The following is a 25110-nucleotide window of genomic DNA, read 5'->3' on the forward strand; positions in this document are numbered from 1 at the left end:
GGAAGCTATGAAAAATCATTGGATAGAATTTTTTACTGGCATTGTTACAGTTAAAGCGACGGGAAAGGGCTTAGAGCGTTTCTTGAATAATCTACTAAGAAAAAAGGTAGCTGTGTGGAGTGTCAAAAAGCATGGGCCACATTCTATTACCTTCCAGATGGGACTTAAAAGCATAAATAAGTTTAGAGAGGTCGTAAGAGGAAGCGGAATAAAAATAGAGTTTCAGCGTGGTGCTGGAGCTCCCTTTCTTTATAAAAGAATCTTGAAAAACAGCGGGTTTGCGATAGGGATATTTTTGTTTTTTGGACTAGTTCTAACCCTTTCCAACATGGTGTGGGGGATTGAAATAAAGGGTGCTAATCCGGCAACAGAGTATCAGATACGCAAGCAGCTAGATAAGATGGATATAAAAATCGGTGAGTTTCAATTCTTTTCAAAAGAATTGGACGAGATACAAGCAGGACTGACCAATAATATTGACGCGATTACGTGGATCGGTGTGGAATTAAAAGGGACAACTTATCATTTTCAAGTAGTGGAGAAAAATGAGCCAGAAAAAATGGAAGAGGAAAAGCCGCAAAATTTAATTGCAGCTAAAAAAGCGACAATCGTGGACTATTTCATTGAGGAAGGCGATCAAGTCTTTACTATCCATGATGTGGTAAAAAAAGGACAGCTATTAGTAACAGGAGTATATGGGAAAGATAATAACACAAAAATTGTTTCAGCCAGAGGAGAAATATGGGGAGAAACATGGTATAACTCCAAAGTTACAATTCCTTTAGATAGTACTTTTCAAGTGTTTAATGGCAATGAAAAGCAAAAGCATTATTTGAAGCTTTTTGGCTACGAAATTCCAGTTTGGGGATTTGGAAAGGTAGAGTATAAGGAATACGAAAAAGAGGAAAACGAAAAAAAGGTAAAGTTTCTTAAATGGGAATTACCACTAAAGATTACAAACAAAACATACAGGGAAAAAGAAGAAGTGACGAGAAGTTATACGGAGGAGGAAGCCATTAAAGCTGGTAAGGAAAAAGCGCGGAAGGATATTCAACAAAAAATCGGGGAAGATGGCAAAATTAAAAAAGAAAAAATTTTGCGACAATCGGTAAAGAATGGTAAAGTAATACTAAATATAGATTTTACAACAATTGAAAATATTGCAGAAGTACAACCTATAACTCAAGGAGACTTGGAATGACAGAAGATTTGAAGACAATGAATGTAAAATTAAATGGCCCAGAAGAGGCAGTAGCTTTGCTTGGAAACGGAGACCGCAATCTTGAAATTTTAGAAAAAGAGCTTGATTGCCAAATCGTAACAAGAGGCGAAACTTTGCATGTTTCCTCCACAAATCCAGACAGTATTGAACTGGTAGGGGAAATTGTTGAAAAAATTTTGCAGGTGATAAGGAAAGGAATTTCTGTAAGCCAGCGTGATGTCAGCTATGCGATTGAAATGGCCAGAAAAGGAACCTTAGAGTATTTTGGGGCGCTTTATGATGAAGAGATTGCCAAGACAATCAAAGGAAAGTCCATTAGGGTCAAGACAATCGGCCAAAGCGAATATATCCGTTCCATTAAAAAAAATGATTTGATTTTTGGAATTGGACCAGCAGGAACTGGTAAAACATATTTAGCTGTTGTAATGGCAGTTAGTGCATTGAAAAGTGGTAAGGTAAACAGGATTATCTTGACAAGGCCGGCTGTCGAAGCTGGAGAAAGCCTCGGCTTTTTGCCTGGTGATCTAAAGGAAAAGGTAGACCCTTATCTTCGCCCGCTATATGATGCCCTCCACGATGTTCTTGGGATGGAGCATACGCAGCGTTTGATTGAAAGAAATACGATTGAAATCGCACCACTTGCTTATATGCGCGGACGTACCTTGGACGATGCATTTGTTATCCTTGACGAAGCGCAAAACACGACTCAAGCACAAATGAAAATGTTTTTAACAAGGCTTGGATACGGCTCTAAAATGGTGATTACAGGTGACAGAACACAAATAGACCTACCTAAGGGTGTAAAGTCTGGGCTGGTTGCAGCAGAGCATATCCTCAAAAATGTTTCCGGTATTTCCTTCAGCTACTTATCGGAGACGGATGTTGTAAGGCACCCGCTAGTAGGAAAAATTATAAAAGCATATGACGTAATTGAAAGCTGATAAAAAGGGGCAAACCATCTTAAGTTGATAAGCATGGTTTGTCTTTTTTCTTTTTTTTGTGTGAAGTTTGTTTCAGCTAAATTGAGGTCAGAATGGTTATTGAGCTCAATTTTTGTAGAAAAAAGCCCTTATTTGCCTAGTGAAAGTGAATAGTAGAGCTCATATCGAGAAAAAAGGTGAAAACATCACAAAAAACTGATATTATTTTACATAAATATCAAACTTTTGAGTTTTGGAAAATTCATACATAATGGATAGTGCTCTTGTTTATCGATAGGAGGTTACAATGGGATTTCTTCAAAATATCATCCAAAACAAGAACCGATATTTAAATAAAACAGCGGTTCGAATTTTGCTGTTTCTGTTTATTGGGGCGATATTGTTTTTCTCTATGTACAGCAATGTTAAACCAGAAAAGCTTAATGTCGATGTATTTACCGTTGCAAATGAAACAATCCGGTCACCTATAACAGTTGAAGATACAGAAAGCACGGAAAAGAAAAAAGAAGAAAACAAAAATCAAGTACAAGATGTGTACGTAGTTAATAAAGAAATAGCTCAAAATCGTGTAGATTTAATCACTTCTATTTTTGATTCTGTGACAGAGGTTAACAATGAAGCAGAGAAGCCGGCAGAGGATGATGGAGCAGACAGTAAACCATCTGCTGCAACTGAAATTACGCCTGATAAAAAACTTTCTCTTCTTAAAGAAAGACTAACAGCCAATGTCACAAATGAAATTATGGATAGTACATTAAAGGAATTGCTTGCTTCCTCAGAAGCGGAGCTTGAAATTGCTGAAGATATAACGGTCACCGCTATTAATTCTGTAATGAGCAGCAAAATCCCGGCAGATGAAGTAGAAAATGCGAAGAAACGGGTCGAGGATGAATTAAGAAACAGCAGTGGCATTAACAGTGATATTAAAAGCTCTATCATCGACTTAGGGCGATTTGCTATCATCCAAAATGAATTTTATGACCCGACAGGCACGGAGGAGCTCAGGCAGCAAGCTGTCGACAGTGTGGAGCCTGTAAAAATCCTTCAAGGTCAAATTATTGTGGAGGAAGGTCAGCTTATCAGCAGGGAAGTGTACCGCCAGCTTGGATTAGTGGGGCTGCTGGACACAGATCATACGAGTAAGCCGTTTATCGGTCTTGGATTAATTGTTTTGTCTATTGTTTGCTTATTTTACTTTTATATTACAGCATACGAACGTGGAAACAAGCGGAATAAAGGCACTGCTATGATGTTTTCCATTATTTTTATTATTTCTATTCTAATTATGAAAGCCCTCAGCCTGTTTCAGCAAGAGGATATAATTGAAGTTGGATACTTTTTTCCTGCAGCGATGGCTGCGATGCTAATAAAAATCCTTATTGAAGAAAAGCTGGCGATTTTTGTCACTATCGCCCTTTCTGTTAGTGGGATGATTATGTTCAATGAAGGCACTGCAGGAGCATTTCATGTAGGGATGGGAATATATATATTAGCAGGGGGGATTGCTGGCGTTCTTTTCTTGAAAAAGCATAACCAGCGCTCAAGTATTTTGCAAGCCGGCCTGCTTGTTTCGTTAATAAATATCATTACTATTTTGGGTATGCTTTATATGCAAAATGGTCAATTGGAAGCAACGGAATATGGATTTTATCTATTAAGTGCGATTCTGTCGGGAATTGTGTCAGCTGTTTTGACAATTGGAATATTGCCTTTCTTTGAGACCGGCTTTAATATTCTGTCAACGATGAAGCTAATCGAGCTTTCTAACCCAAATCATCCATTATTGCGAAAAATATTGACTGAAGCCCCTGGCACGTATCATCATAGTGTTATGGTTGCAAACCTTGCCGAGGCGGCATGTGAAGCAATTGGTGCAAATGGTTTACTTGCTAGGGTCGGATGTTATTATCATGATATTGGAAAAACAAAAAGACCGCAGTTCTTTATTGAAAACCAGCTGAATATGGGCAATCCTCATGATCGCCTACCCCCGCAGGCAAGTAAAAATATCATTATTGCACATGCAACAGATGGGGCTCAGCTGCTAAAAAGCAGTAAAATGCCAAAAGAGCTTATTGACATTGCGGAGCAGCACCATGGCACAACCTTGCTGAAGTTTTTCTATTATAAGGCAAAGGAAAAAAATCCAGATGTAGCCGAAAATGAATTCCGGTACCCAGGTCCAAAAGCACAGTCTCGTGAGGCTGCTATCATTGGAATCGCTGATAGTGTGGAAGCAGCAGTTAGGAGTCTTAGTTCTCCTACACCAGACCAGATTGAAGGGCTTATAAAAAACATTATTGCCGATCGCCTTCAAGACGGTCAGCTTGATGATTGTGACCTTACATTAAAGGAATTGGATCAAGTAAGAAATACACTTTGTGAAACACTAAAAGGGATATTTCATTCAAGAATTGAATACCCTGATATGAAGAAGTAAAGGATGAATGAAAATGAATTTGGAAATAGATTTTATTGATGAAACAGAAAAAGTGGCGGAGGCTGATCAGGCTAAAGTCGAGGAATTACTAATATTAGCTGCCCAGAATCAAAAATTGTCTGGCGATATTGAGCTTTCGGTTACGTTTGTTGATAATGCCCGCATACAGGAAATCAATAAAGAGTACCGCAATAAAGATCAAGCAACAGATGTTATTTCCTTTGCAATGGAGGAGCTTGGAGAAGGGGAAACAGAGCTTATTGGGGCAGATATGCCACGTGTGCTTGGAGATATCATTATTTCCATTGATAGAGCAAAAGAGCAGGCAGAGGAATATGGTCACGGCTATATGCGAGAGCTTGGCTTTTTAGCAGTCCATGGTTTTCTGCACTTGCTAGGTTACGACCATCTAACAAAAGAGGAAGAGGAAGTTATGTTTACTCTTCAAAAGGAAATTCTTGATGAATTCGGATTACAAAGATAAGCGAATTAAAAAGAATAGTCAGCTGTCGTCCTTTCGCCTTGCCTTTTTAGGTATCTGTTCTGCTTTTATGAAAGAAAGGAACTTGCGGATCCATTTTTGTTTGATGGCCATTGTGGTAATATTAGGCTTTTTTTGCCACATTTCTTTACATGAATGGATGTTTATTTTTATCGCTATCGGCCTTGTTATCAGTATGGAATTAATGAATACGGCACTTGAGCGGGTTGTGGATCTCGTAACTAAGGAGTATCATCCATTGGCTAAACAAGCAAAGGACATTGCTGCAGGGGCTGTGTTGTTCTCTGCTATCATTGCCCTATTAATCGGTATTATTATTATTTTGCCAAAATTATTGGATCTATATATTTATTAGAGCAGGCGGATAGATATCCGCCTGCTGTTTTTGCTTTTACAAAGATAAGCGAGTATAGCTAATTAACTTTCATCAAGAAAGAAGTTAGTATATAATTTTTATAGATGCAGGTTTAGCTATTCATAGTGCATCGGCAGAAAAAAGTGAAACTGCTGATTTGAAAACGTTCTATTCTTTTTATAAAATAATGAACAACACGCCTTGCCTAAAAGGACAGCATACAAGAAGTGTAATAAATCGAAACGGAGACGATTTTATGAAAACAGAAGCGCTGATACAGGAAGCTAAAGCAGCAAGAGAAAAGGCATATGTTCCGTATTCTAAATTTCAGGTAGGAGCAGCCTTGCTTTCTGAAACAGGAAAGGTTTATCATGGATGCAATATAGAAAATGCTGCGTACAGTGTGACAAATTGTGCAGAGAGAACAGCATTATTTAAAGCAGTTTCAGAGGGAGATACAAAATTTGTTAGTCTAGCAGTAGTTGCAGACACAAATGGACCTGTTTCACCATGCGGAGCATGCAGGCAAGTTATTTCCGAGCTATGTCCAAGTGACATGGAAGTTATATTAACAAATCTGAACGGTGACGTTCAAAAAACAACGGTGGCAGAATTACTGCCAGGAGCATTTTCATCGGAGGCATTAAATGAACATAAATAATACTAGCAATAATGAGCATAAATCAGGATTTATTTCGATCATCGGGAGACCAAACGTTGGAAAATCGACATTTTTAAACCGTGTTATCGGACAAAAGATTGCAATCATGAGCGATAAACCGCAAACAACTAGAAATAAAGTGCAAGGTGTACTAACAACAGATGATTCACAGCTGATTTTTATTGATACACCAGGTATTCATAAGCCTAAGCACAGACTTGGCGATTTCATGATGAAAGTGGCGCAAAACACTTTGAAGGAAGTCGATCTCATTTTATTTATGGTAAATGCAGAAGAAGGATTCGGTAAAGGGGAAGAGTTTATTCTTGAGAAGTTTGAGAATATTAAAACGCCTATTTTCTTAGTCGTAAATAAAATTGATACAATTCATCCGGATAAGCTGTTTTCCGTAATTGATTCTTATAAGGAGAAGTATCCTTTCAAAGAAATAATTCCAATCTCTGCTTTAGAAGGAAACAATGTGGAAACATTACTGACGCAAATAAAAAAATATATGCCAGAAGGTCCACAATTTTACCCGGCAGATCAAGTAACAGACCACCCAGAAAGATTCATCGTTTCAGAATTAATCAGGGAAAAGGCTCTGCATTTGACAAGGGAGGAAATTCCGCATTCTTTAGCTGTTGTTATTGAAAAAATGGAAAAGAAACAAAATGATGTTGTCCATGTAATGGCAACAATTGTTGTGGAAAGAGATTCCCAAAAGGGCATTATCATTGGTAAGCAGGGCGGAATGCTCAAGGAAGTCGGCAAAAGGGCAAGAACAGATATCGAGAATCTGCTCGGCAATAAAGTGTTTTTAGAGCTTTGGGTTAAGGTCCAAAAAGACTGGAGAAACAAGATGACTCAGCTGAGAGACTTTGGTTTTAGAGAAGACGAGTATTAATACTCGTTTAACCTGGTTCTAAAATTATGCGGGAATAAAATTAGCAATATTTTCGTCTCATGTTTTTACCAAAGACAGGCTATGATAAGGTCAAGGTATTAATTAAGCTAGTATTAAAATCAAAAAAAGGTGGGGGTTTATCATGTTAGACTATACCTGGAAGGTTTTTTCGCAGACAGGTAACATAGACACTTATCTACTTTTTAAGGAAATAGAAAAGGCTAACCATGAAATACCGAATACTCAGAATGAAGAGCTAGCAGATATTGATTATCCCATCTCATAGTCCTGTCCCATAGATAGGGATGGTGAGGGTGATGCTAGAAAAATGTGAAGGCATCGTCATTAGAACGACAGATTATGGAGAGACAAACAAGATTACAACATTATTTACCCGCGAATGGGGCAAGGTTGGTGTAATGGCAAGGGGAGCAAAAAAGACAAACAGCAGGCTTTCTGCTGTTACCCAGCCTTTTACATATGCTTATTATTTAGTACAGCGTTCAACCGGACTTGGTCTTATGCAGCAAGGTGAGATGATAACAAGCTTCCGAGCAATTAAAGAGGATATTATGCTGACAGCGTATGCGAGTTATGTTGCTGAACTGACAGATCGCTGTACAGAGGATAAAAAGCCAAACCCTTTTCATTTTGAGTTGTTGCACCAAACAATGAATTACATGAATGAAGGTTATGATGCACAAATATTGACAAACATTTATGAAATGAAAATGCTTAACGTCCTTGGCATGTATCCGGTTTTAGATAAATGCACAATTTGCGGTGCTACTGACGGGCAGTTTTCCTTTTCCATTCGAGAGGGTGGCCTTATCTGTCATCGCTGCTTGGAGCATGATCCGTACCATTATAAAATATCTCAGGCAGCTGTTAAGCTGCTGCGGGTTTTTTATTATTTTGATTTGGGCAGACTAGGTAACATCTCTGTCAAGGAAGCTACAAAGGAAGAGCTGAATACTATTATTTCAGCTTATTATGACGAATATTCAGGCTTATACTTGAAATCAAAAAAATTCCTTCAGTCCATGAAAAGCTTTGGCAGTGACTTTATGAAAAACAGCCCAAATATAAATAAGAACAAAGACGAAGGTTGACAATTGGAATTATTTTCGTTAATATTTTTTGTAAATAAACAGTTGCGTTGAAAAGAAAGTAGTACTTAAACAACTCTTGATCCAGCGAGCCTAGGATAGTGAAAGCTAGGTGCATGAGCTTTAAGGAAGGCGTTCGTGGAGCAACACTCACATGAAAGTGGCTGCAATTTGTTTGCGGCAAATAGGGTGGAACCGCGGGTTAACTCTCGTCCCTATGTCAATCATTGGCATAGGGGCGGGAGTTTTTTGCTGTTTAAAATACAGCGAAATAAATGTAATACATAAATTCTTTCGCTTCTATCTATTGAGAAAAAAACTATTTGGAGGCTAGAGCTGACATGAATATTCAAAACATGATTTTAACACTGCAAAAGCATTGGTCAGATTATGGTTGTATTTTAATGCAGGCATATGATGTAGAAAAAGGGGCTGGAACAATGAGCCCTTATACCTTCTTAAGAGCAATCGGCCCTGAGCCTTGGAATGTGGCTTATGTTGAGCCATCCAGAAGACCTGCTGATGGACGTTACGGGGAGAATCCTAACCGTTTGTATCAGCATCACCAATTCCAGGTTATCATGAAGCCATCACCAGATAATATTCAAGAATTGTATTTGGACTCTCTTAAAGCGCTTGGTATTAACCCGCTTGAGCATGATATCCGTTTTGTTGAGGATAACTGGGAAAACCCATCACTAGGATGTGCTGGGTTAGGCTGGGAAGTTTGGCTTGACGGGATGGAAATCACTCAATTCACATACTTCCAACAGGTCGGCGGTTTAGAGTGTAAGCCTGTTTCTGTTGAAATCACGTATGGTATTGAAAGATTGGCTTCTTATATTCAAGATAAAGAAAATGTATTTGATCTAGAGTGGACAGACGGCTTTACAATCAGAGACATCTTCTACCAACCAGAATTTGAGCATAGTAAATATACATTTGAAACGTCAGATGTGGATATGCTTTTCCACTTGTTTAGCGTATACGAAAAAGAAGCGCATCGCCAAATGGATGAAGGACTTGTGCATCCGGCATATGACTATGTATTAAAATGCTCTCATGTCTTCAACCTTCTTGACGCAAGAGGTGCCATTTCTGTTACAGAGCGCACAGGCTATATTGGAAGATGCCGGACGCTTGCACGTAAAGTTGCTAAAACATTTTATGAAGAGCGTGAGAAATTAGGATTCCCTATTTTAAAAGGCAAGGAGGTTTGATTAGCATGAGTAAAAAAGATTTATTGCTAGAGATCGGTTTAGAAGAAATGCCTGCCCGTTTTGTCACAAGCAGCATGAACAGCTTAAAAGAAAAGGTGGAAGCATGGCTGAATGAAAAACAATTGCAATTTGATGCAATTGAAGCATTCTCTACACCAAGACGCCTTGCAATTCTCGTTTCTCAAGCAGATGAAGCACAAAAGGATATTGAGGAAGAAGCAAAAGGCCCTGCTAAAAAGATTGCTCTTGATGAAAAAGGGGAATGGTCGAAGGCAGCTGCAGGCTTTACTAGAGGTCAAGGTGCGACGGTTGAAGATATTTATTTCAAGGAAATCAATGGTGTGGAATATGCACATGTAAAAAAATTCATTAAAGGCCAAGCAACAATTGATTTGCTGCCTGCATTAAAAGACATCATTTTAAGCTTGACGTTCCCAAAAAATATGCGTTGGGCAAATAATGACCTTCGTTATATTCGTCCAATTAAATGGATTGTTGCATTATTTGGGGATACAGTCGTTCCATTTTCGATTACAGGTGTGGAAACAGACCGTAAATCGCTTGGTCACCGTTTCCTTGGAGGAGAAATCAGCTTTACACAGCCAAGCAATTATAAAGAAGCATTGCTAAGTCAGTTTGTCATTGCAAACCCTGAAGAACGTAAAGAAGCTATTCTCTCGCAAATTAAAAAAATTGCTGAAGAAAATGATTGGATTATCCCAATTGATGCAGATTTGTTGGAAGAAGTTAATAATCTAGTTGAATATCCGACAGCTCTTTTCGGTAAGTTTGAAGAAGCCTTTTTAGAGCTTCCAACAGAAGTGTTGATTACAAGCATGAAGGAGCATCAGCGCTACTTCCCTGTTAAATCAAAGGATAATACATTGCTTCCTTACTTTATTACAGTTCGCAATGGTGACCATAACCATTTAGAAAAGGTTGCAAAAGGGAATGAAAAAGTATTAAGAGCTCGTCTTGCAGATGCTGCGTTCTTCTATAAAGAAGATCAAAAGCAGGATATTGACAAGCTTTTGGCGAAGTTACAATCCATCGTATATCATGAAGAAATAGGCACACTTTCAGAAAAAGTTGCAAGAGTACAAGGGCTAACAAATAACATTGCTGATACGCTTAACTTCTCAGCAGATGAAAAGAAAAACGCAGATCGTGCTGCCCAAATCTCAAAATTTGACCTTGTTACAAACATGGTTTATGAATTTCCAGAGCTACAAGGGCTTATGGGTGAAAAATATGCCCTTCAAAAAGGGGAAGCTCCTGCTGTTGCTAAGGCAATTAACGAACACTATATGCCGAGACACGCAGACGATAACACTGCCTCAAGCAATGAAGGTGCAGCACTTGCTCTTGCAGAAAAATTGGATACAATCGTTTCCTTCTTTGCTATTGGCTTAATTCCAACTGGTTCACAAGACCCTTATGCGCTGCGCAGACAGGCTACAGGTGTTGTACAGACATTGATGGATAAAGAGTGGGATTTATCTTTAGAGGAGCTTGTCTCACTTGCAATGCATAATGTAAAAGGCTTTGCAAAAACGTCTGAAGAAGAACTGCATAAAAATATTATCGATTTCTTTAAGGCTCGTATTAAGCATATCCTTCAAGCAGAAGGCATTCGTTACGATTTAATTGATGCAGTCCTTGGTGATACACTTGGCAGTCCTGCAAGCCTGCTTAAAAAGGCTAAGGTGCTTGATAGCCATAAAGATGATGCTAACTTCAAAAATGGTATTGAAGCATTGGCACGTGTCATTAATATTTCCAAAAAAGCAGAAGTTAAAGGCTCTGTTAATTCTTCCTTGTTTGAGAATGACGAGGAAGGCAGCTTGTTCCGAGCAGTGCAATCAGTGAAGGAGAAACTGACAAAGGATACAGAGGAAGATGTATACTTCACTTTGCTGCTCTCTCTTGAATCATCCATTGCCTCGTATTTTGACAACACAATGGTAATGTCAGATAACCCGTCCTTAAAAGAAAATAGATTAAATCAAATGACAGAGCTGGCAGATATAATAAAAGGCTTTGCTAATGTATCTGAAATAATGGTGAAATAAAAAAAGTGTGGTGGAGATTTCTCCACCTACTTTATTTTTAAATGACTTCCCAGAAGCCGTCAGAAAGACGCTTTACTTTGCGAAGGTGGTGAATGAACGATAAAACTGAATAAACGCCAACAGCAAATCGTGGAAATCGTAAAAGCGAATGGTCCAATAACGGGAGAGCATATTGCTGAAAACTTACATTTAACGAGAGCAACATTACGTCCTGATCTTGCCATCTTGACAATGGCTGGATTTCTCGATGCAAGGCCTCGTGTCGGCTATTTTTATACTGGCAAAACGTCAGAGCAATCAGAAAGAATTGGTAACCTGTATGTGAAGGATTATTATTCCTGTCCTGTTGTAGCAAGTGATACAACATCTGTATATGATGCAATTGTTACGATGTTTACAGAAGATGTCGGAACAATCTTTATCGTTGATGCTAATAATGCTCTTGCAGGTGTTGTTTCAAGAAAGGACATGCTAAGGGCAAGTATTGGCAAGCAGGAATTGTCGTCATTGCCTGTTACCATTATCATGACAAGAATGCCGAACATCACGTATTGTTACTTGGACGACAAGCTAGTTGATGTCGGCAAAAAGCTGATAGAGAGAGAAATAGATTCTCTGCCTGTTGTAAAAGAGGAGCAAGATGGTTTTAAAGTAATCGGACGAGTGACAAAGACAAATATAACGAAAGCACTTGTGAACTTATCCAATGAATAAATAGAAGGAGGAAGTTTTCATGACTGAAAGGCAAATCATTTATGTAGTATCCGATTCTGTCGGAGAGACAGCAGAACTCGTAACAAAAGCCGCAATAAGTCAGTTTTCCGGTCATAATGTGAATGTATCCATAAAAAGGTTTCCTTTTGTGGAGGATAAGTCAAATATCCGTGATGTGATTCGTCAGGCCAAACAAGAGCACGGAATGATTGCATATACACTTGTAAAGCCGGAAATGCGGAAATACATGCAGGAGCTTGCTGTTGAAGAAGGAGTATATGCTGCAGATATCATTGGACCAATCATCGACCAGTTTCAAATGCTATGGGGCAAAACTCCGCTTTTTGAACCAGGTCTAGTCAGAAAGCTGGATGAAGACTATTTCAAGAAAGTGGAAGCAATTGAGTTTGCCGTTAAATATGACGATGGAAGGGACCCAAGAGGCTTGGAAAAGGCAGACATTATTTTGCTTGGTGTATCCAGAACCTCTAAGACACCTCTATCACAGTTTCTTGCCCATAAGCGGGTGAAGGTTGCTAATGTGCCGATTGTCCCTGAAGTAGACCCTCCGAAGGAATTATTTGAGGTTCCAGCACATAAATGCTTTGGTTTAAAGATCAGCCCTAAAAAGCTGAATAATATTCGTAAGGAGAGATTAATTTCCTTAGGGTTAAGCGATAGTGCAAGCTATGCGCAAATTGAACGTATTGAGCAGGAAATGGCTTATTTCGAAAATATTGTGGACAAAATAAAATGCCCTGTCATTGATGTGACAAATAAAGCTGTTGAAGAGACAGCAAATATTATTTTTAATTTATATTACCGCGCTAAAAACAATCATTTTTAAAATAAAAAAACCGCAGAAGAATCGTGCTCTGCAGTTAATAAAAGCTGGATTATTTTTTTAATGCAAATTCCTAACCTTTTCTCGAAAAATACTGTTGTTTTTTTCGGAAAACTTATGGTATTAAGCTAAATTATGTACTATAATAGAAAATTGTGATAAAAAAGTATTGTAAATAGGTTTAGAGTTGGCTCATAAGGAATAAACTATTTACTGTGAGAAGTCAAGAGGAAGAAAAAAATAATTTTCGACAACGACTCTTTCCATGAAAAAGTATTCATGAAAGAAGGAATATATGGAGTGATGTAGAATTAGTAGTACATTGGATAAATGCATCATATATGTTGACGCTGATTCTTGTCCTGTGAAAGAAGAAATTGTCGAAATGGCTAAAAGCAGATCTATTGAGGTAATTTTTATCGCTTCCTATGCTCACATGAAACGGCATGAAGACGGAACAAACTGGAAGTATGTTGACAGTAGCAAGGAAGCAGTAGATATGTTTATTATGAATGCCGTAAAGGCAAATGATGTAGTAGTAACACAGGATATTGGACTGGCAGCAACACTGCTGCCCAAAAGAGTTTATGTTCTTACTCCAAGAGGGATTATCCTTGAGGAAAAAGATATTGGGACAGCTCTGGATATGCGCTATCTTTCTGCTAAAGCAAGAAGAAGAGGCATATACGGAAAAGGACCTAAGCCATTTGAAGAAAAGGATCGGCAGAAATTCAAAAAAAGTTTCGGAATCGTTTTGTCGAAAGTTGCAGGAGAATAAGCTGATTGTGTCGAATGTCTTATGTATAGGAATGTTAGTAGTAGGGAGATGTGTTGAAAATGGTTGAGCGCATTCCTGATGAGAAAGTAAACGAGGTCAAACAGGCAATTGACATAGTTGATGTCATTGGGGAGCATGTTGCACTAACAAAGCAAGGACGCAATTATTTGGGATTGTGTCCATTTCATGGCGAAAAAACCCCCTCATTTTCCGTTTCACCTGAAAAGCAGATATTTCATTGCTTTGGCTGTCACGCAGGAGGAAATGTATTTACCTTTCTAATGGACTTACAAGGCTATTCCTTTCAGGAAGCAGCTTTCCATCTGGCAGAAAGAGCGAATGTTGATCTCGGTGTAGAATTGCAGGAGTCAGGCAATAAGCCTGCCATTTCTAAAGACTTCCAGCAAATGCTGGATGCTCACGATCAGTTAACTAAATTTTACCATCATATTCTTGTAAATACAACGGATGCTGAGCATGCTTTACAGTATTTGCTTGACAGGGGCTTTACAAGAGAGGTCATTGAGAAGTTTCAAATTGGCTATGCACCGAATCAGTGGGATTTTGCGGTGAAATATCTAAAGAAATATGACGCTTCATTAATGGAAAAAGCCGGTTTAATTATTAAAAGTGAAAAAGGGGATAAATATTTTGACCGCTTCCGCGATCGGATAATGTTTCCTATTTATGATCGTAATGGCAATCCAATTGCATTTTCCGGACGTACACTAGGGGACTCAACTCCCAAATATTTAAACAGTCCGGAGACACCAATTTTTAATAAAAGCAGTACCCTATATAATTTTCATATGGCGAGGCCAAGCATAAGAAAAACACAGCATTCTGTCCTGTTTGAGGGATTTGCTGATGTGATTGCTGCTAACCGTGCAGGTGTGGAAAACAGTGTCGGGACGATGGGAACATCCCTAACGGATGAGCATCTTGCTATTTTAAAGCGAAATTCCCGAACGATAACCATTTGCTATGATTCAGACTCAGCAGGAATCGAAGCAGCCTACCGTGCAGGAAAAATGCTTGCTGGTGCCAATTGTACCGTTAAGGTTGCCATGCTTCCAGATGGTCTGGATCCGGATGATTACCTTAACAAATATGGGGAAGAAAAACTGCAGCATGAAATCATGCAGGCGAGCGTTCCGTTTATGAGCTTTAAGCTCATATATCATCGCAGAGGAAAAAATCTGCAAAATGAAGGAGATAAGCTTAGCTATATAGAACAAGTATTGGGAGAAATAGCTCAGCTTGGGAATGCAGTCGAAAAAGACCTTTATTTAAGGCAGCTGTCATCGGAATTTTCCATCTCTCTCGATGCATTAAAAATGCAGGAGGAAGAGCTTGCCGGCAGGCAAACAATAAATAAGCCAAATAAAAGCATTAATGCGCCAGTTAAGCAATATAGTGTAAGAAAAAGATCCAACCACTTATTGCCGGCATACCATACTGCCGAACGAAGGCTGATTGCCCATATGCTAAAAAGTGAGGATATTGTATTGAAGGTCCGGGAAGCTTTACAGGACAGGACATTCAATATTGATGAACATCAAGCGATTTTCACTTATTTGTTGGCTTTTTATGAAACAGGACAAAGTTCGGATTCAAGCGCCTTCCTTAATTTCATCCGTGACGGTGAACTGCAGCGGATTGTGGCAGACATTGACATGATGGAAGTAAATGAGGAGGTCAGCGATCAAGAGCTTACCGATTATTTAAAGCAGCTGTTGAATTACGAAAAAATGCTGGAAATTAATGAAAAGAAAGCATTGCAAAAAGAAGCAGAGCGACAAAATGATTTTCTAAAGGCAGCAGAAATAGGAATGGAAGTCATGTTGTTAGTAAAATCATTAAAATAAATTTGATTGTCTTGATTTTTTGGAAGGAGGGGGACATATGGCTGAAAAGTCAGCCCGTTCAAAAGAGGTTGAAACGGAATTGACCCTTGATCAGGTAAAGGAACAATTAACAGAAGTTGGAAAGAAAACTGGGGTGCTTGCATATGATGATATTGCAGAAAAATTAGCCAGTTTTGAATTAGACTCCCATCAAATGGATGAGTTCTATGAAGTATTAGGTGATCAAGGAATAGAGCTTGTTGGAGATGGCGAGGATGAGCCACCGAATGTTCAAGAGCTTGCAAAAGGCGAGGAAGAGTTCGATCTTAATGATTTAAGTGTGCCTCCTGGCGTTAAAATAAATGACCCTGTACGTATGTACTTAAAGGAAATTGGTCGTGTAGACCTACTTTCCGCAAAAGAAGAAATTGTATTGGCAAAGCGCATCATGGAAGGCGATGAAGAAGCAAAACGACGCCTTGCAGAAGCAAACTTAAGACTTGTAGTAAGTATCGCGAAGCGTTATGTCGGCCGCGGAATGATGTTCCTTGATTTGATTCAGGAAGGTAATATGGGCCTAATCAAAGCAGTTGAAAAATTCGACTACGAAAAAGGATTTAAATTCAGTACGTATGCGACATGGTGGATTCGCCAGGCAATTACAAGAGCAATTGCGGACCAAGCCCGCACAATTCGTATTCCAGTCCATATGGTCGAAACAATTAACAAATTGATTCGTGTTCAGCGTCAGTTGCTTCAGGACTTAGGCCGCGAACCGACTCCAGAAGAAATTGGAGAAGATATGGATCTTACACCAGATAAAGTAAGAGAAATCTTAAAGATTGCACAAGAGCCTGTTTCCTTGGAAACACCGATCGGGGAAGAAGATGATTCTCATTTAGGTGATTTCATTGAAGACCAAGATGCAACATCTCCATCAGAGCATGCAGCATATGAGCTTCTTAAAGAACAGCTTGAAGATGTTCTTGATACATTAACAGACCGTGAAGAAAATGTCTTAAGACTTCGTTTTGGTTTGGATGATGGACGTACAAGAACACTTGAAGAAGTCGGAAAAGTATTTGGGGTTACGCGTGAACGTATTCGCCAAATTGAAGCTAAAGCACTTAGAAAGCTTAGACATCCTAGCCGCAGCAAAAGACTGAAAGATTTCTTAGAATAAGCGAGCAAGTTTAAATTCAAGTAATGATTGCCAAGAAATAGTTTACTTCTTACAATAGGAGTGACTGTTTCTTTTTTTTTAACCGTATTAACATTAAGGATGGATGTGCTGCTCATGGAGGATAATAGAAAAACAGTGATTATCCAAGAAATACTTTATTGGAAACAAAATAAAATGCTTCCGGAACATTACTGCGATTATTTGCTCACCCTTTATACAGAAGGCAACAGAATAGAAGAGGAAGAGCTGCCAAAGCAAAAAGAAAAACAAAAACAAAAACATTATATTTCCAGTGCAATCTTTTTATTGTTTATTCCAATTACAGTAGGTTTCTTATATTTTACTGAATTGTCTTTCATTTTGCAAATGGCTATTTCACTAATTTTTCTGATAATTTCTGCAGCAGGCATTTACTATTATCAGGTGAAGGGTCTTGGAAACGATATTCCCGTAACAGTAGCGGCTTTTATTGTCCTGCTGTTCAGTGTTAAAGCTGTACTTGAATATTTTCCTGAACAAATAATATTCTTATATATTATTTTAGCGATAAATTGTATCATTTGGTTTTGGGTAGGACGAAAATTTAAGCTCATTTATTTTTCGATATCCTCCTATATTGGTTTTCTGATGATAGTGCTCCTCGTTTTTATGTCTTTTCGCTAAAACGACAATGTGTTTAAAGAGCGTGATTACCAATGCAAGAATTATAAAAAGGTAAATAGTGGTTCTTATGGAATTCTGAAATTAATTATGTTACAAATAGGTAATAGAATAACTTTGTACAAGAAAAAGCAATGAAATGTGGTGTTAGGGATGAATACAGACAGATTATCTAATCGTCTTGAAACAGTGGCAAAATACATACCGGCAGGAGCAAAATTCGCAGATATCGGCTCAGACCATGCTTATTTGCCATGCTATATGCTGAAAAAACAGAAAGCTTCCTTTGCAATTGCAGGAGAGGTAGTTGATGGGCCGTTTCTATCTGCACAGAAGCAGGTCGTAAATGAAGGCCTCTCAGATGTTATTTCAGTTAGGAAAGGAAATGGATTGGAAGTCATTAATGATGGAGAAGTAGACTGCATCACAATCGCTGGAATGGGAGGCTCTTTAATAGCGGCAATTTTGGATGATGGAAAGGACAAGCTCCGTTCTGTTAAACGACTTGTTCTTCAACCCAATGTTAGCGCCTATTCAATCAGGATTTGGCTTATGGAGAATGACTGGTCCTTAGTGACAGAAGAAATTATCGAAGAGGACGATAAGATATATGAAGTGCTTGTTGCTGAAAGAGGCGAAGGGAAAAAACCTTATTCTTCTCATATCGATGCAGAGCTTCTACTTGGTCCCTATTTAAGCAAAGAAAGAAATCAAGCCTTCCAAAAGAAGTGGAGCATGGAAAAAGCAAACTGGGAAAGAATCATTGGCCGCTTGGAAACGGCTAATGAAACAGAGGAAACTGCTGCTAAACGACAGGAGCTATCATGGAAAATTGCACTTGTACAGGAGGTACTCGGAAATGAAAGCAATTAATGGGTTTGAAATTATATCGCTGTTTGAGCAGTTTTCACCAAAGGCTTATGCAATGGAAGGGGACAAAATAGGCCTTCAAGTGGGCGATTTGAGCAGACCTGTTCACAATGTCATGATTGCTTTAGATGTTACTGAAAAAGTAGTTGATGAAGCGATATCTTTAAAAACGGATTTGATTATTGCTCACCATCCACCGATTTTTCGTCCCCTAACAAAGATAACAGCCGATAATCCTGCAGGAAGACTTATGCAAAAGCTAATCAAGCATGATATTGCTGTATATGCTGCACATACAAATTTAGATGTGGCAAATGGTGGTGTAAATGACCTGTTAAGTGATGCATTGGGTTTAAGAGATTGCGAGGTTTTGGTGCCTACATATGAAGAAAAGTTAAAAAAACTAGTAGCATATGTTCCTGTGGTTCACGCAGAAGCTGTTAAGGAAGCACTCGGCAATGCAGGAGCTGGAGCAATCGGGAAATACAGTCATTGCAGCTTCACAGCATTAGGTAAAGGGGAATTTAAACCAGGAGAGGATTCTAATCCATTCATTGGGGAGCCAGGCAAGCTGGAGGTAGTCGATGAAATGAGGGTTGAGACTATTTACCCTCAAAACTTGGAAAAAACCGTACTAAAGGAACTTAAAAAAGCACTTCCGTACGAGGAGCCTGCATTTGATATTTATGATGTCGCACAAAAGGGTGAGCAGCTTGGTCTTGGCAGAATCGGCAAAATAGACGAGATGACTTTAGCTGAGTTTGCTGAACATGTCAAAAAGCGGCTTGATGTCCCTGCTGTTAGAGTAGTGGGAGACATGAAGAAGAAGATTAAAAAGGTTGCTGTATTAGGCGGAGATGGCAATAAATACTTTTCTCATGCAATTAGAAAAGGAGCGGATGTATATGTAACAGGTGATATGTATTACCATGTTGCTATTGACGCAAATGAACTCGGCTTGAGTATTGTTGACCCTGGACATAATGTCGAGAAGGTTATGAAAAAGGGAGTCGCATACAAGCTCGTAGCGATGTGTGAAGAAAGAGGTTATAAGGTTAATATTTTCCCATCTAGCCTTCATACAGACCCATTTCAGTTTGTATAAAATAAAAAGCGATGAAGAACAGCGGTTCTTCATCGCTTTTTATTATTTTTTCTTCACTTTTGGAAGAATTTTGTTTAATGGGACCTTCTTTTCTCTAGTCCATGTTTCTTCATTTTCTGGTTCATATTGTTCTAAAAAGGCAATCACTTCTTTTGTGATTGGTGTTGGTGTTGAAGCACCTGCTGTAACAGCAACAGATTGAGCATTTTCAAGCCATTCCAATTTCAGCTCGGAAACATCTGCAATACGATAGGCTGGAGTGCTGGCAATTTCCTCAGACACTTGTGCAAGGCGGTTGGAGTTATTGCTCATTGGATCTCCAACAACAATAAGAACATCTGCCTCGCCTGCCTGCTGTGCAACTGCTTCTTGCCTTACTTGAGTTGCAAGGCAGATTTCCTTATGGAACTCTGCATGAGGGAACTTTGAATTAATGCTGTCCATTAAGTCTGCGACATCCCATTGGCTCATTGTCGTCTGATTTGTTACAAGGATTTTTTCGTTTGTTATCGTAAGGTTTTCAATATCCTGTACTGTTTCAACAAGGCTCACCGCATGTGGAGCAACACCAACAGCACCTTCTGGTTCTGGATGTCCTTTTTTTCCAATGTAGATGATATAATAGCCTTCTTTTTCTTTTTCGCGAATTAAATCATGTGTTTTAGTCACATCTGGGCAAGTTGCATCAAGTGTGACAAGGCCTTTTTGTTTGGCGATTTCTCTAATTTCTGGTGACACACCATGTGCAGTGAAAATGACAGTCCCTGTTTCAACCTTCTCAATGATGTCCTTGCGGTTTTTCCCGTCTAATGTAATAATACCATCCTCTTCAAAGGCATCTGTTACATGTTTATTGTGAACAATCATTCCAAGGATGTAAATTGGACGTGGTAATGTTTTATCTAAAGCCGCATTACGTGCGATAACCATGGCATCAACTACTCCATAGCAATAGCCGCGCGGTGCAATTTTTATTACTTTCATTGTAATCCTCCCACTAGAAACCTCTTTATCCGAAAATATTACGAATAAGTTATAAGGACTCAAAAGATATCTTATCATATTCTATTATATAAAACTTATTAAAATAAGACAAAAATATTGAGATTGGAAGAAAGTACAAAAAATAAAAAGACCCAAGGCATGGGTCTGTAAAGGATTAAATATACATTCTCGGAACAGAGACTCCGCCTTCTTGCGGACCGCTTTCAGGTGTTGCCTCAGGAATTTCAGTTGGTACGGCACCGCCATTGCTTGATACAGCTGTTTCTCCAACTGTTTTTGTGTTTTCGGTCCTATTGATAGTCTTTGTCTTTGTCTTTGCTTCATTCTCCGTTGTATCACTGCTAGAGGAACTCAAGCCTTTGTAGAGCTTCCACATTGCCGGGATATTTCTCACCATTGGTCCATACTGGCTTATCATCGGACCAACTTGGCTTGCTGTAGAAAGAAACTTTTGTGAATTTGCAAGAAAACCGTTGATGGAAGCAGGATTTGTCAATGTTTTTAAGATTCCGCCTCCGCCTGCAGCTGCGGCATTTCTTGTCCCTGCACCGAATGTGGCACCTAAACCTCTTTGCGCACTATTTGTGTCTCCGCCTTTTCCCCCTCCAAGCAATTTGGAAAGTATGCCTCCGCCTCCATTTCTGGCAGGTGCTCCACCGCTTCTTCCCATCATCTGTCTTTGATAAGGATATGGAGCAGGGCCTTGCGGCATCATTCTTCCCCCCATGCCTCTTGGCTGCGGCATACGCGATCTTGGTGGCATGCTGCTGCCTCCTTTCTGTATTTACCTGACATTCACACTCGCTACTAGTGTATGCAATATAGTTGTCACTTGTTTAGGATTTAGCGGAGGAGAGCAAAAAAGAAATATGATTTATTTAAAGCGATATAAAAAATAGCAAATAAGGAAAAATAAAAAGAATGATGATAAGTAGGGAAAAGAAAGGAAGTTTTTTAGTTATTTCGGCAGCTTTCGGCATTATTCCTTAGATTTAGTGGTGTTTTTATGAGATTTTTATTATAATAATATGATGGACTAGTGAAGCCACGGCAATTTTATCTTGCCTGAACATAAAGGAGTTTTAAAAATGAGTAAAACAAAATTCAATAAATACGAATTACAGCCGTTCATCCTGAACGCAGTCGATGAGCTTGGCTTTTATGAACCAACTGAAATACAGCAAAAGGTAATTCCGTTAATTTTAAAAGGCGAAAGTGCGATTGGACAATCTCAAACAGGAACAGGTAAAACCCATTCCTACGTACTGCCAATTGTCCAAAAAATTGTTTCACAGGAAAGCACTGTGCAAGCTGTTATCACTGCACCAACAAGGGAGCTTGCAACACAGATTCATCAGGAAATTCTTAAAATCACAAAACACGCACCAGAGGCTATTACTTCCCGTTTGTTCATCGGAGGAACGGATAAACAGCGCGCGATTGAAAAGCTGAAAAGCCAGCCCCATATTGTTGTAGGAACACCTGGTAGAATCAATGATCTTGTGAAAGAGCAAGCCTTGTTTGTCCATACAGCATCCATGCTAATCGTCGATGAAGCAGACTTAATGCTTGATATGGGCTTCATAGAAGATGTGGACCAAATTGCTGCAAGAATGCCGAAGAATTTGAGCATCTTTGTTTTCTCTGCAACAATTCCGGAAAAGCTAAAGCCATTCTTGAAGAAATATTTGGAAAATCCAAAGTATGTTCATGTCGAGCCAAAACAGCTAACTGCAGCAAAAATTGAACATGTACTTCTTCCTTCAAGGCATAGAGACAAGGTAGCGACAGTATATGAGGCGTTAACTACTTTTAACCCATTTTTGGCAATCGTGTTCACGAATACGAAGCAAATGTGTGACGAGGTAGCAACAGGTCTTTCCCGAAAAGGGCTTAAGGTTGCTAGACTCCATGGAGGCTTAACACCTCGCGAACGTAAAAAGGTCATGAAGCAAATCTTAGATCTTGAATATCAATACATTATTGCAACTGATTTAGCTGCAAGAGGAATTGACATTAAAGGAATCAGCCATGTCATCAACTATGAGCTGCCATCTGATTTAGATTTTTATGTTCACCGTGTTGGAAGAACAGCAAGAGCTGGTTCTTCAGGTATCGCATTGACGATTTACGAACAAGCGGATGAGGATAAGCTGAATCAGCTTGAAAAGCTTGGCATTGAATTTAAAAACATCGATTTGAAAAACGGTGAATGGGTCGAGATAGAAGATAGAAACCGCCGTAAAAAACGTCAACGCTCAGCAGATGAAATTGATGCGAAAGCAAAATCACTTGTGAAGAAGCCGAACAAAGTAAAACCAGGCTATAAGAAAAAAATGCAGCGTCAAGTGGAAAGCATCAAGAAGCGTGAAAGACGTCTGAAAAGCCGAAACAAATAATTAATTAAATGGGAAGGGAGAGAGAAATTATGGTGAAAATAGGTTCACATGTTTCCATGAGCGGCAAAAAAATGCTTCTTGCAGCAAGTGAAGAGGCATTGTCTTACGGAGCTAACACTTTCATGATCTATACAGGTGCTCCCCAAAATACCAGACGCAAGAAAATAGAGGACTTGAATATTGAAGCAGGGCTTCGTCATATGCAGGAGAACGGGATTGCAGATATCATCGTTCATGCTCCATATATCATCAATGTTGCCAATACAACAAACCCTGCAACATTCGAGCTCGGTGTTAATTTCTTAAGATCGGAAATTGAACGAACAGAAGCACTTGGTGCCAAACAAATCGTCCTACACCCAGGTGCCCATGTTGGCGCTGGTGAGGAAATCGGTATTAAGAGGATTATTGAAGGTCTAAATGAAGTGCTGACAGGCAATGAGAATTTGCAAATCGCACTTGAAACAATGGCTGGAAAAGGATCAGAATGCGGAAAGACTTTCGAGGAACTAGCGATGATCATGGATGGTGTCACACATAGTGACAAGCTGTCTGTCTGCTTTGACACATGCCATACACATGATGCTGGTTATAATATTGTCGAGGATTTTGATGGAGTTCTTGATGAGTTCGACCGCATTATCGGCTTGGATAAGCTGAAAGTGCTTCATATCAATGACAGCAAAAATGCTGTAGGGATGAAAAAGGACCGTCATGAAAACATTGGCTTTGGTCATATTGGTTTTGATGCATTAAGCAAAATCGTTCATCATCCACAGCTAGTAGATATTCCGAAAATCCTTGAGACACCATTTGTCGGGGAAGATAAGAATAACAAAAAAGCTCCATATATGCATGAAATTGAAATGCTAAAAAGCAAAACATTCAATGAAAACTTATTAGATGAAATTCTAAAAGGATAAAATAAGAAGGACCATTTCCCACAAGCGGAAAAGGTCCTTCTTATTTTATCTAGCAGAGTGAATCAAAGGGAAAAGGCTGCTGCAAGTCCAATGAGAAAAAATAAAAAGGAGCCGACGTTGAAGCAATTAATGGAAAGTCTGCCTAAGGTCCTTTTTAATTTATAGCTGTTTTTAAATCCTAGAGTGCTTGTTGCTGTTCTCATTTCACTATAGTTAGTGAAAAGTCCTCCAGTGCTTGAAAAGAAGATAAACAGTAAAGAAAAGACTAAGCCAACATAAAAGATGGAATCGAGTAACAGGAGATTATATTTTTGTACAAGAAGCAAAGAAATACCAAATTCAACAAGGATAACTGCAAATGTAAGAATGAGAAACTTACCATATTTCATTAAATCCCCCCTAAATATTTCCTTCTTATTTTATTATAACATAAAATACTGATATTTCTGACATTAATAACAAAAAGCAAAGACTACAAATGTGGTCTTTGCTTTTTGTTAATTTTGTCGATACACATATGGATCATTAGGCTCTGAAACCTTTTCCCATTTTGTTACTTTCAAGACAGGTATTGTCTTTTTGAATGGTTGATAATACATCGAATCGATGGTTCCGGTTATTTGTAGCCATTCGTCATTGCTGGTTTTTAAGTCGTCTGGTAAATCAAGCATGATACCGTATACCCCTGAATCGGCAATACAATGAATAATCCCAAAACGGAGCAGAAATGCTTGGTTAGGTGCCAGCTCATTATCCTTATAGGCGAAGCCTGTCAATGTCATTTCTTCCCCCATGAACTCACCTGGATAATTATAGACTGTTTCAAGGTCATTCAAAAAGGTATCGCCCTCTAAAGTGATGGAGTCTTCTTTGTTTAATTTTTTTAGGCCCTTATCCATCACCTCAGAATAGCCTTCCTTGCCGTAATAGCTGCTTGTATCAGGTTGAAGAAACTGGTGCTGGCTGTATTCGTCCCCTTCGTCATAAACTGGGAAAAACAGCCCTTTTTTTTCTACGATATTTGAATCAAGTGTGGCAACAGGCAAAAACAGTCCTGTCAAAACAGGCGTAAGCATAATAAGAAAAGCAAACCCTCTTTTCCACCAACTATTTTCCTCGTGGGCATGATCATGTCCGCAATCCACGCCACAATTATGTCCGTGCTCATGTTCATGCTTGTCTCCTTTTATATAAAAATAAAGGGAAATCAACGTAAACAGAATAAAGATATAAATTGCAGATTCAGATATATACGAGTACTTCATATTGATATATTTAGAAATATCACCAGAAGCATGCAGATGGAAAAAAAGGTATGTGAACCCGATTAATACAAAAATCCGAAACATTTAC

The 25110-nt window shown here is 38.9% G+C and carries 25 protein-coding genes; 21 read left to right on the plus strand and 4 right to left on the minus strand.

The genetic code is table 11. From position 1 onward, the window contains the following. The first annotated feature begins 7 nt into the window (after positions 1 to 7). The 19 genes from yqfD to EM808_RS06780 all read left to right on the plus strand — a co-directional run bounded on the left by yqfD (position 8) and on the right by EM808_RS06780 (position 19430). Entirely contained in the window at positions 8 to 1201 is a 1194-nt protein-coding gene (gene yqfD / locus EM808_RS06690) for a sporulation protein YqfD (RefSeq protein ID WP_127737413.1), read from the plus strand. Then, complete coding sequence (locus EM808_RS06695; protein WP_127737414.1) at positions 1198 to 2163, plus strand: PhoH family protein; 966 nt, start codon at positions 1198 to 1200, stop codon at positions 2161 to 2163. The genes yqfD and EM808_RS06695 overlap by 4 nt, the downstream gene beginning before the upstream one ends. Positions 2164 to 2449: 286 nt before the next feature. Continuing rightward, positions 2450 to 4603, plus strand: coding sequence for an HD family phosphohydrolase (locus EM808_RS06700; RefSeq protein WP_225314667.1), 2154 nt, complete (start codon positions 2450 to 2452; stop codon positions 4601 to 4603). Between the two features lie 13 nt (positions 4604 to 4616). Beyond that, positions 4617 to 5087, plus strand: a complete 471-nt coding sequence (ybeY, locus tag EM808_RS06705) for an rRNA maturation RNase YbeY (protein ID WP_127737415.1) — start codon at positions 4617 to 4619, stop codon at positions 5085 to 5087. 4 nt (positions 5088 to 5091) lie between these two features. Further along, the gene (locus tag EM808_RS06710) at positions 5092 to 5460 is read left to right on the plus strand and encodes a diacylglycerol kinase family protein (protein ID WP_205685841.1); all 369 of its coding nucleotides are present in this window, start codon (positions 5092 to 5094) and stop codon (positions 5458 to 5460) included. Positions 5461 to 5647: 187 nt separating this feature from the next. Continuing rightward, a complete protein-coding gene (locus EM808_RS06715; RefSeq protein ID WP_127737908.1) occupies positions 5648 to 6121 on the plus strand; it encodes a cytidine deaminase in 474 nt (157 codons plus the stop codon). Then, positions 6108 to 7028, plus strand: a complete 921-nt coding sequence (gene era / locus EM808_RS06720) for a GTPase Era (protein ID WP_127737417.1) — start codon at positions 6108 to 6110, stop codon at positions 7026 to 7028. The genes EM808_RS06715 and era overlap by 14 nt, the downstream gene beginning before the upstream one ends. A gap of 142 nt (positions 7029 to 7170) precedes the next feature. Beyond that, the gene (locus EM808_RS06725) at positions 7171 to 7314 is read left to right on the plus strand and encodes a YqzL family protein (RefSeq protein WP_127737418.1); all 144 of its coding nucleotides are present in this window, start codon (positions 7171 to 7173) and stop codon (positions 7312 to 7314) included. A 31-nt stretch (positions 7315 to 7345) separates the two neighbouring features. Beyond that, entirely contained in the window at positions 7346 to 8140 is a 795-nt protein-coding gene (recO, locus tag EM808_RS06730; protein ID WP_127737909.1) for a DNA repair protein RecO, read from the plus strand. A 338-nt stretch (positions 8141 to 8478) separates the two neighbouring features. Next, positions 8479 to 9357 carry a glycine--tRNA ligase subunit alpha gene (gene glyQ, locus EM808_RS06735; RefSeq protein WP_127737419.1) on the plus strand — a complete coding sequence of 293 codons (879 nt, stop codon included), beginning with the start codon at positions 8479 to 8481 and terminating at the stop codon, positions 9355 to 9357. A 5-nt stretch (positions 9358 to 9362) separates the two neighbouring features. After that, positions 9363 to 11429, plus strand: coding sequence for a glycine--tRNA ligase subunit beta (gene glyS / locus EM808_RS06740; RefSeq protein ID WP_127737420.1), 2067 nt, complete (start codon positions 9363 to 9365; stop codon positions 11427 to 11429). 99 nt (positions 11430 to 11528) lie between these two features. Beyond that, positions 11529 to 12143 carry a helix-turn-helix transcriptional regulator gene (locus EM808_RS06745; protein WP_225314692.1) on the plus strand — a complete coding sequence of 205 codons (615 nt, stop codon included), beginning with the start codon at positions 11529 to 11531 and terminating at the stop codon, positions 12141 to 12143. Between the two features lie 19 nt (positions 12144 to 12162). Further along, the gene (locus EM808_RS06750) at positions 12163 to 12990 is read left to right on the plus strand and encodes a pyruvate, water dikinase regulatory protein (RefSeq protein ID WP_127737422.1); all 828 of its coding nucleotides are present in this window, start codon (positions 12163 to 12165) and stop codon (positions 12988 to 12990) included. A 382-nt stretch (positions 12991 to 13372) separates the two neighbouring features. After that, positions 13373 to 13765 carry a DUF188 domain-containing protein gene (locus EM808_RS06755; protein ID WP_235856575.1) on the plus strand — a complete coding sequence of 131 codons (393 nt, stop codon included), beginning with the start codon at positions 13373 to 13375 and terminating at the stop codon, positions 13763 to 13765. Positions 13766 to 13824: 59 nt separating this feature from the next. Then, the gene (gene dnaG, locus EM808_RS06760) at positions 13825 to 15633 is read left to right on the plus strand and encodes a DNA primase (RefSeq protein ID WP_127737423.1); all 1809 of its coding nucleotides are present in this window, start codon (positions 13825 to 13827) and stop codon (positions 15631 to 15633) included. A gap of 37 nt (positions 15634 to 15670) precedes the next feature. Next, positions 15671 to 16795, plus strand: coding sequence for an RNA polymerase sigma factor RpoD (gene rpoD / locus EM808_RS06765; protein WP_127737424.1), 1125 nt, complete (start codon positions 15671 to 15673; stop codon positions 16793 to 16795). Positions 16796 to 16909: 114 nt separating this feature from the next. After that, a complete protein-coding gene (locus EM808_RS06770) occupies positions 16910 to 17458 on the plus strand; it encodes an LTA synthase family protein (protein WP_127737425.1) in 549 nt (182 codons plus the stop codon). 150 nt (positions 17459 to 17608) lie between these two features. Further along, on the plus strand, positions 17609 to 18328 hold the full coding sequence (locus EM808_RS06775; RefSeq protein WP_127737426.1) for a tRNA (adenine(22)-N(1))-methyltransferase: 720 nt from the start codon (positions 17609 to 17611) through the stop codon (positions 18326 to 18328). Then, positions 18315 to 19430 carry a Nif3-like dinuclear metal center hexameric protein gene (locus tag EM808_RS06780; protein WP_127737427.1) on the plus strand — a complete coding sequence of 372 codons (1116 nt, stop codon included), beginning with the start codon at positions 18315 to 18317 and terminating at the stop codon, positions 19428 to 19430. Before EM808_RS06775 ends, EM808_RS06780 begins: the two co-directional genes overlap by 14 nt. Before the next feature lie 42 nt (positions 19431 to 19472). Here EM808_RS06780 and EM808_RS06785 read toward each other — a convergent pair whose 3' ends face one another. Beyond that, positions 19473 to 20414, minus strand: coding sequence for a 4-hydroxy-3-methylbut-2-enyl diphosphate reductase (locus EM808_RS06785; RefSeq protein WP_127737428.1), 942 nt, complete (start codon positions 20412 to 20414; stop codon positions 19473 to 19475). Between the two features lie 175 nt (positions 20415 to 20589). Then, positions 20590 to 21198 carry a VrrA/YqfQ family protein gene (vrrA, locus tag EM808_RS06790; RefSeq protein ID WP_127737429.1) on the minus strand — a complete coding sequence of 203 codons (609 nt, stop codon included), beginning with the start codon at positions 21196 to 21198 and terminating at the stop codon, positions 20590 to 20592. A 325-nt stretch (positions 21199 to 21523) separates the two neighbouring features. Here vrrA and EM808_RS06795 point away from each other — a divergent pair, with 325 nt between their 5' ends. Further along, positions 21524 to 22834, plus strand: a complete 1311-nt coding sequence (locus tag EM808_RS06795) for a DEAD/DEAH box helicase (RefSeq protein WP_127737430.1) — start codon at positions 21524 to 21526, stop codon at positions 22832 to 22834. Positions 22835 to 22863: 29 nt separating this feature from the next. Then, on the plus strand, positions 22864 to 23757 hold the full coding sequence (locus EM808_RS06800) for a deoxyribonuclease IV (protein ID WP_127737431.1): 894 nt from the start codon (positions 22864 to 22866) through the stop codon (positions 23755 to 23757). Positions 23758 to 23819: 62 nt separating this feature from the next. Here EM808_RS06800 and EM808_RS06805 read toward each other — a convergent pair whose 3' ends face one another. Together EM808_RS06805 and EM808_RS06810 are read right to left on the minus strand one after the other, a co-directional pair. After that, on the minus strand, positions 23820 to 24146 hold the full coding sequence (locus EM808_RS06805; RefSeq protein WP_127737432.1) for a hypothetical protein: 327 nt from the start codon (positions 24144 to 24146) through the stop codon (positions 23820 to 23822). A 108-nt stretch (positions 24147 to 24254) separates the two neighbouring features. Beyond that, positions 24255 to 25106 (minus strand): TIGR03943 family putative permease subunit, encoded by an 852-nt coding sequence (locus EM808_RS06810; protein WP_127737433.1) that lies wholly within the window; start codon positions 25104 to 25106, stop codon positions 24255 to 24257. Between the last annotated feature and the right edge of the window lie 4 nt (positions 25107 to 25110).

Source organism: Niallia taxi, assembly GCF_004005475.1.
Classification (GTDB): Bacteria; Bacillota; Bacilli; order Bacillales; family Cytobacillaceae; genus Niallia; species Niallia taxi.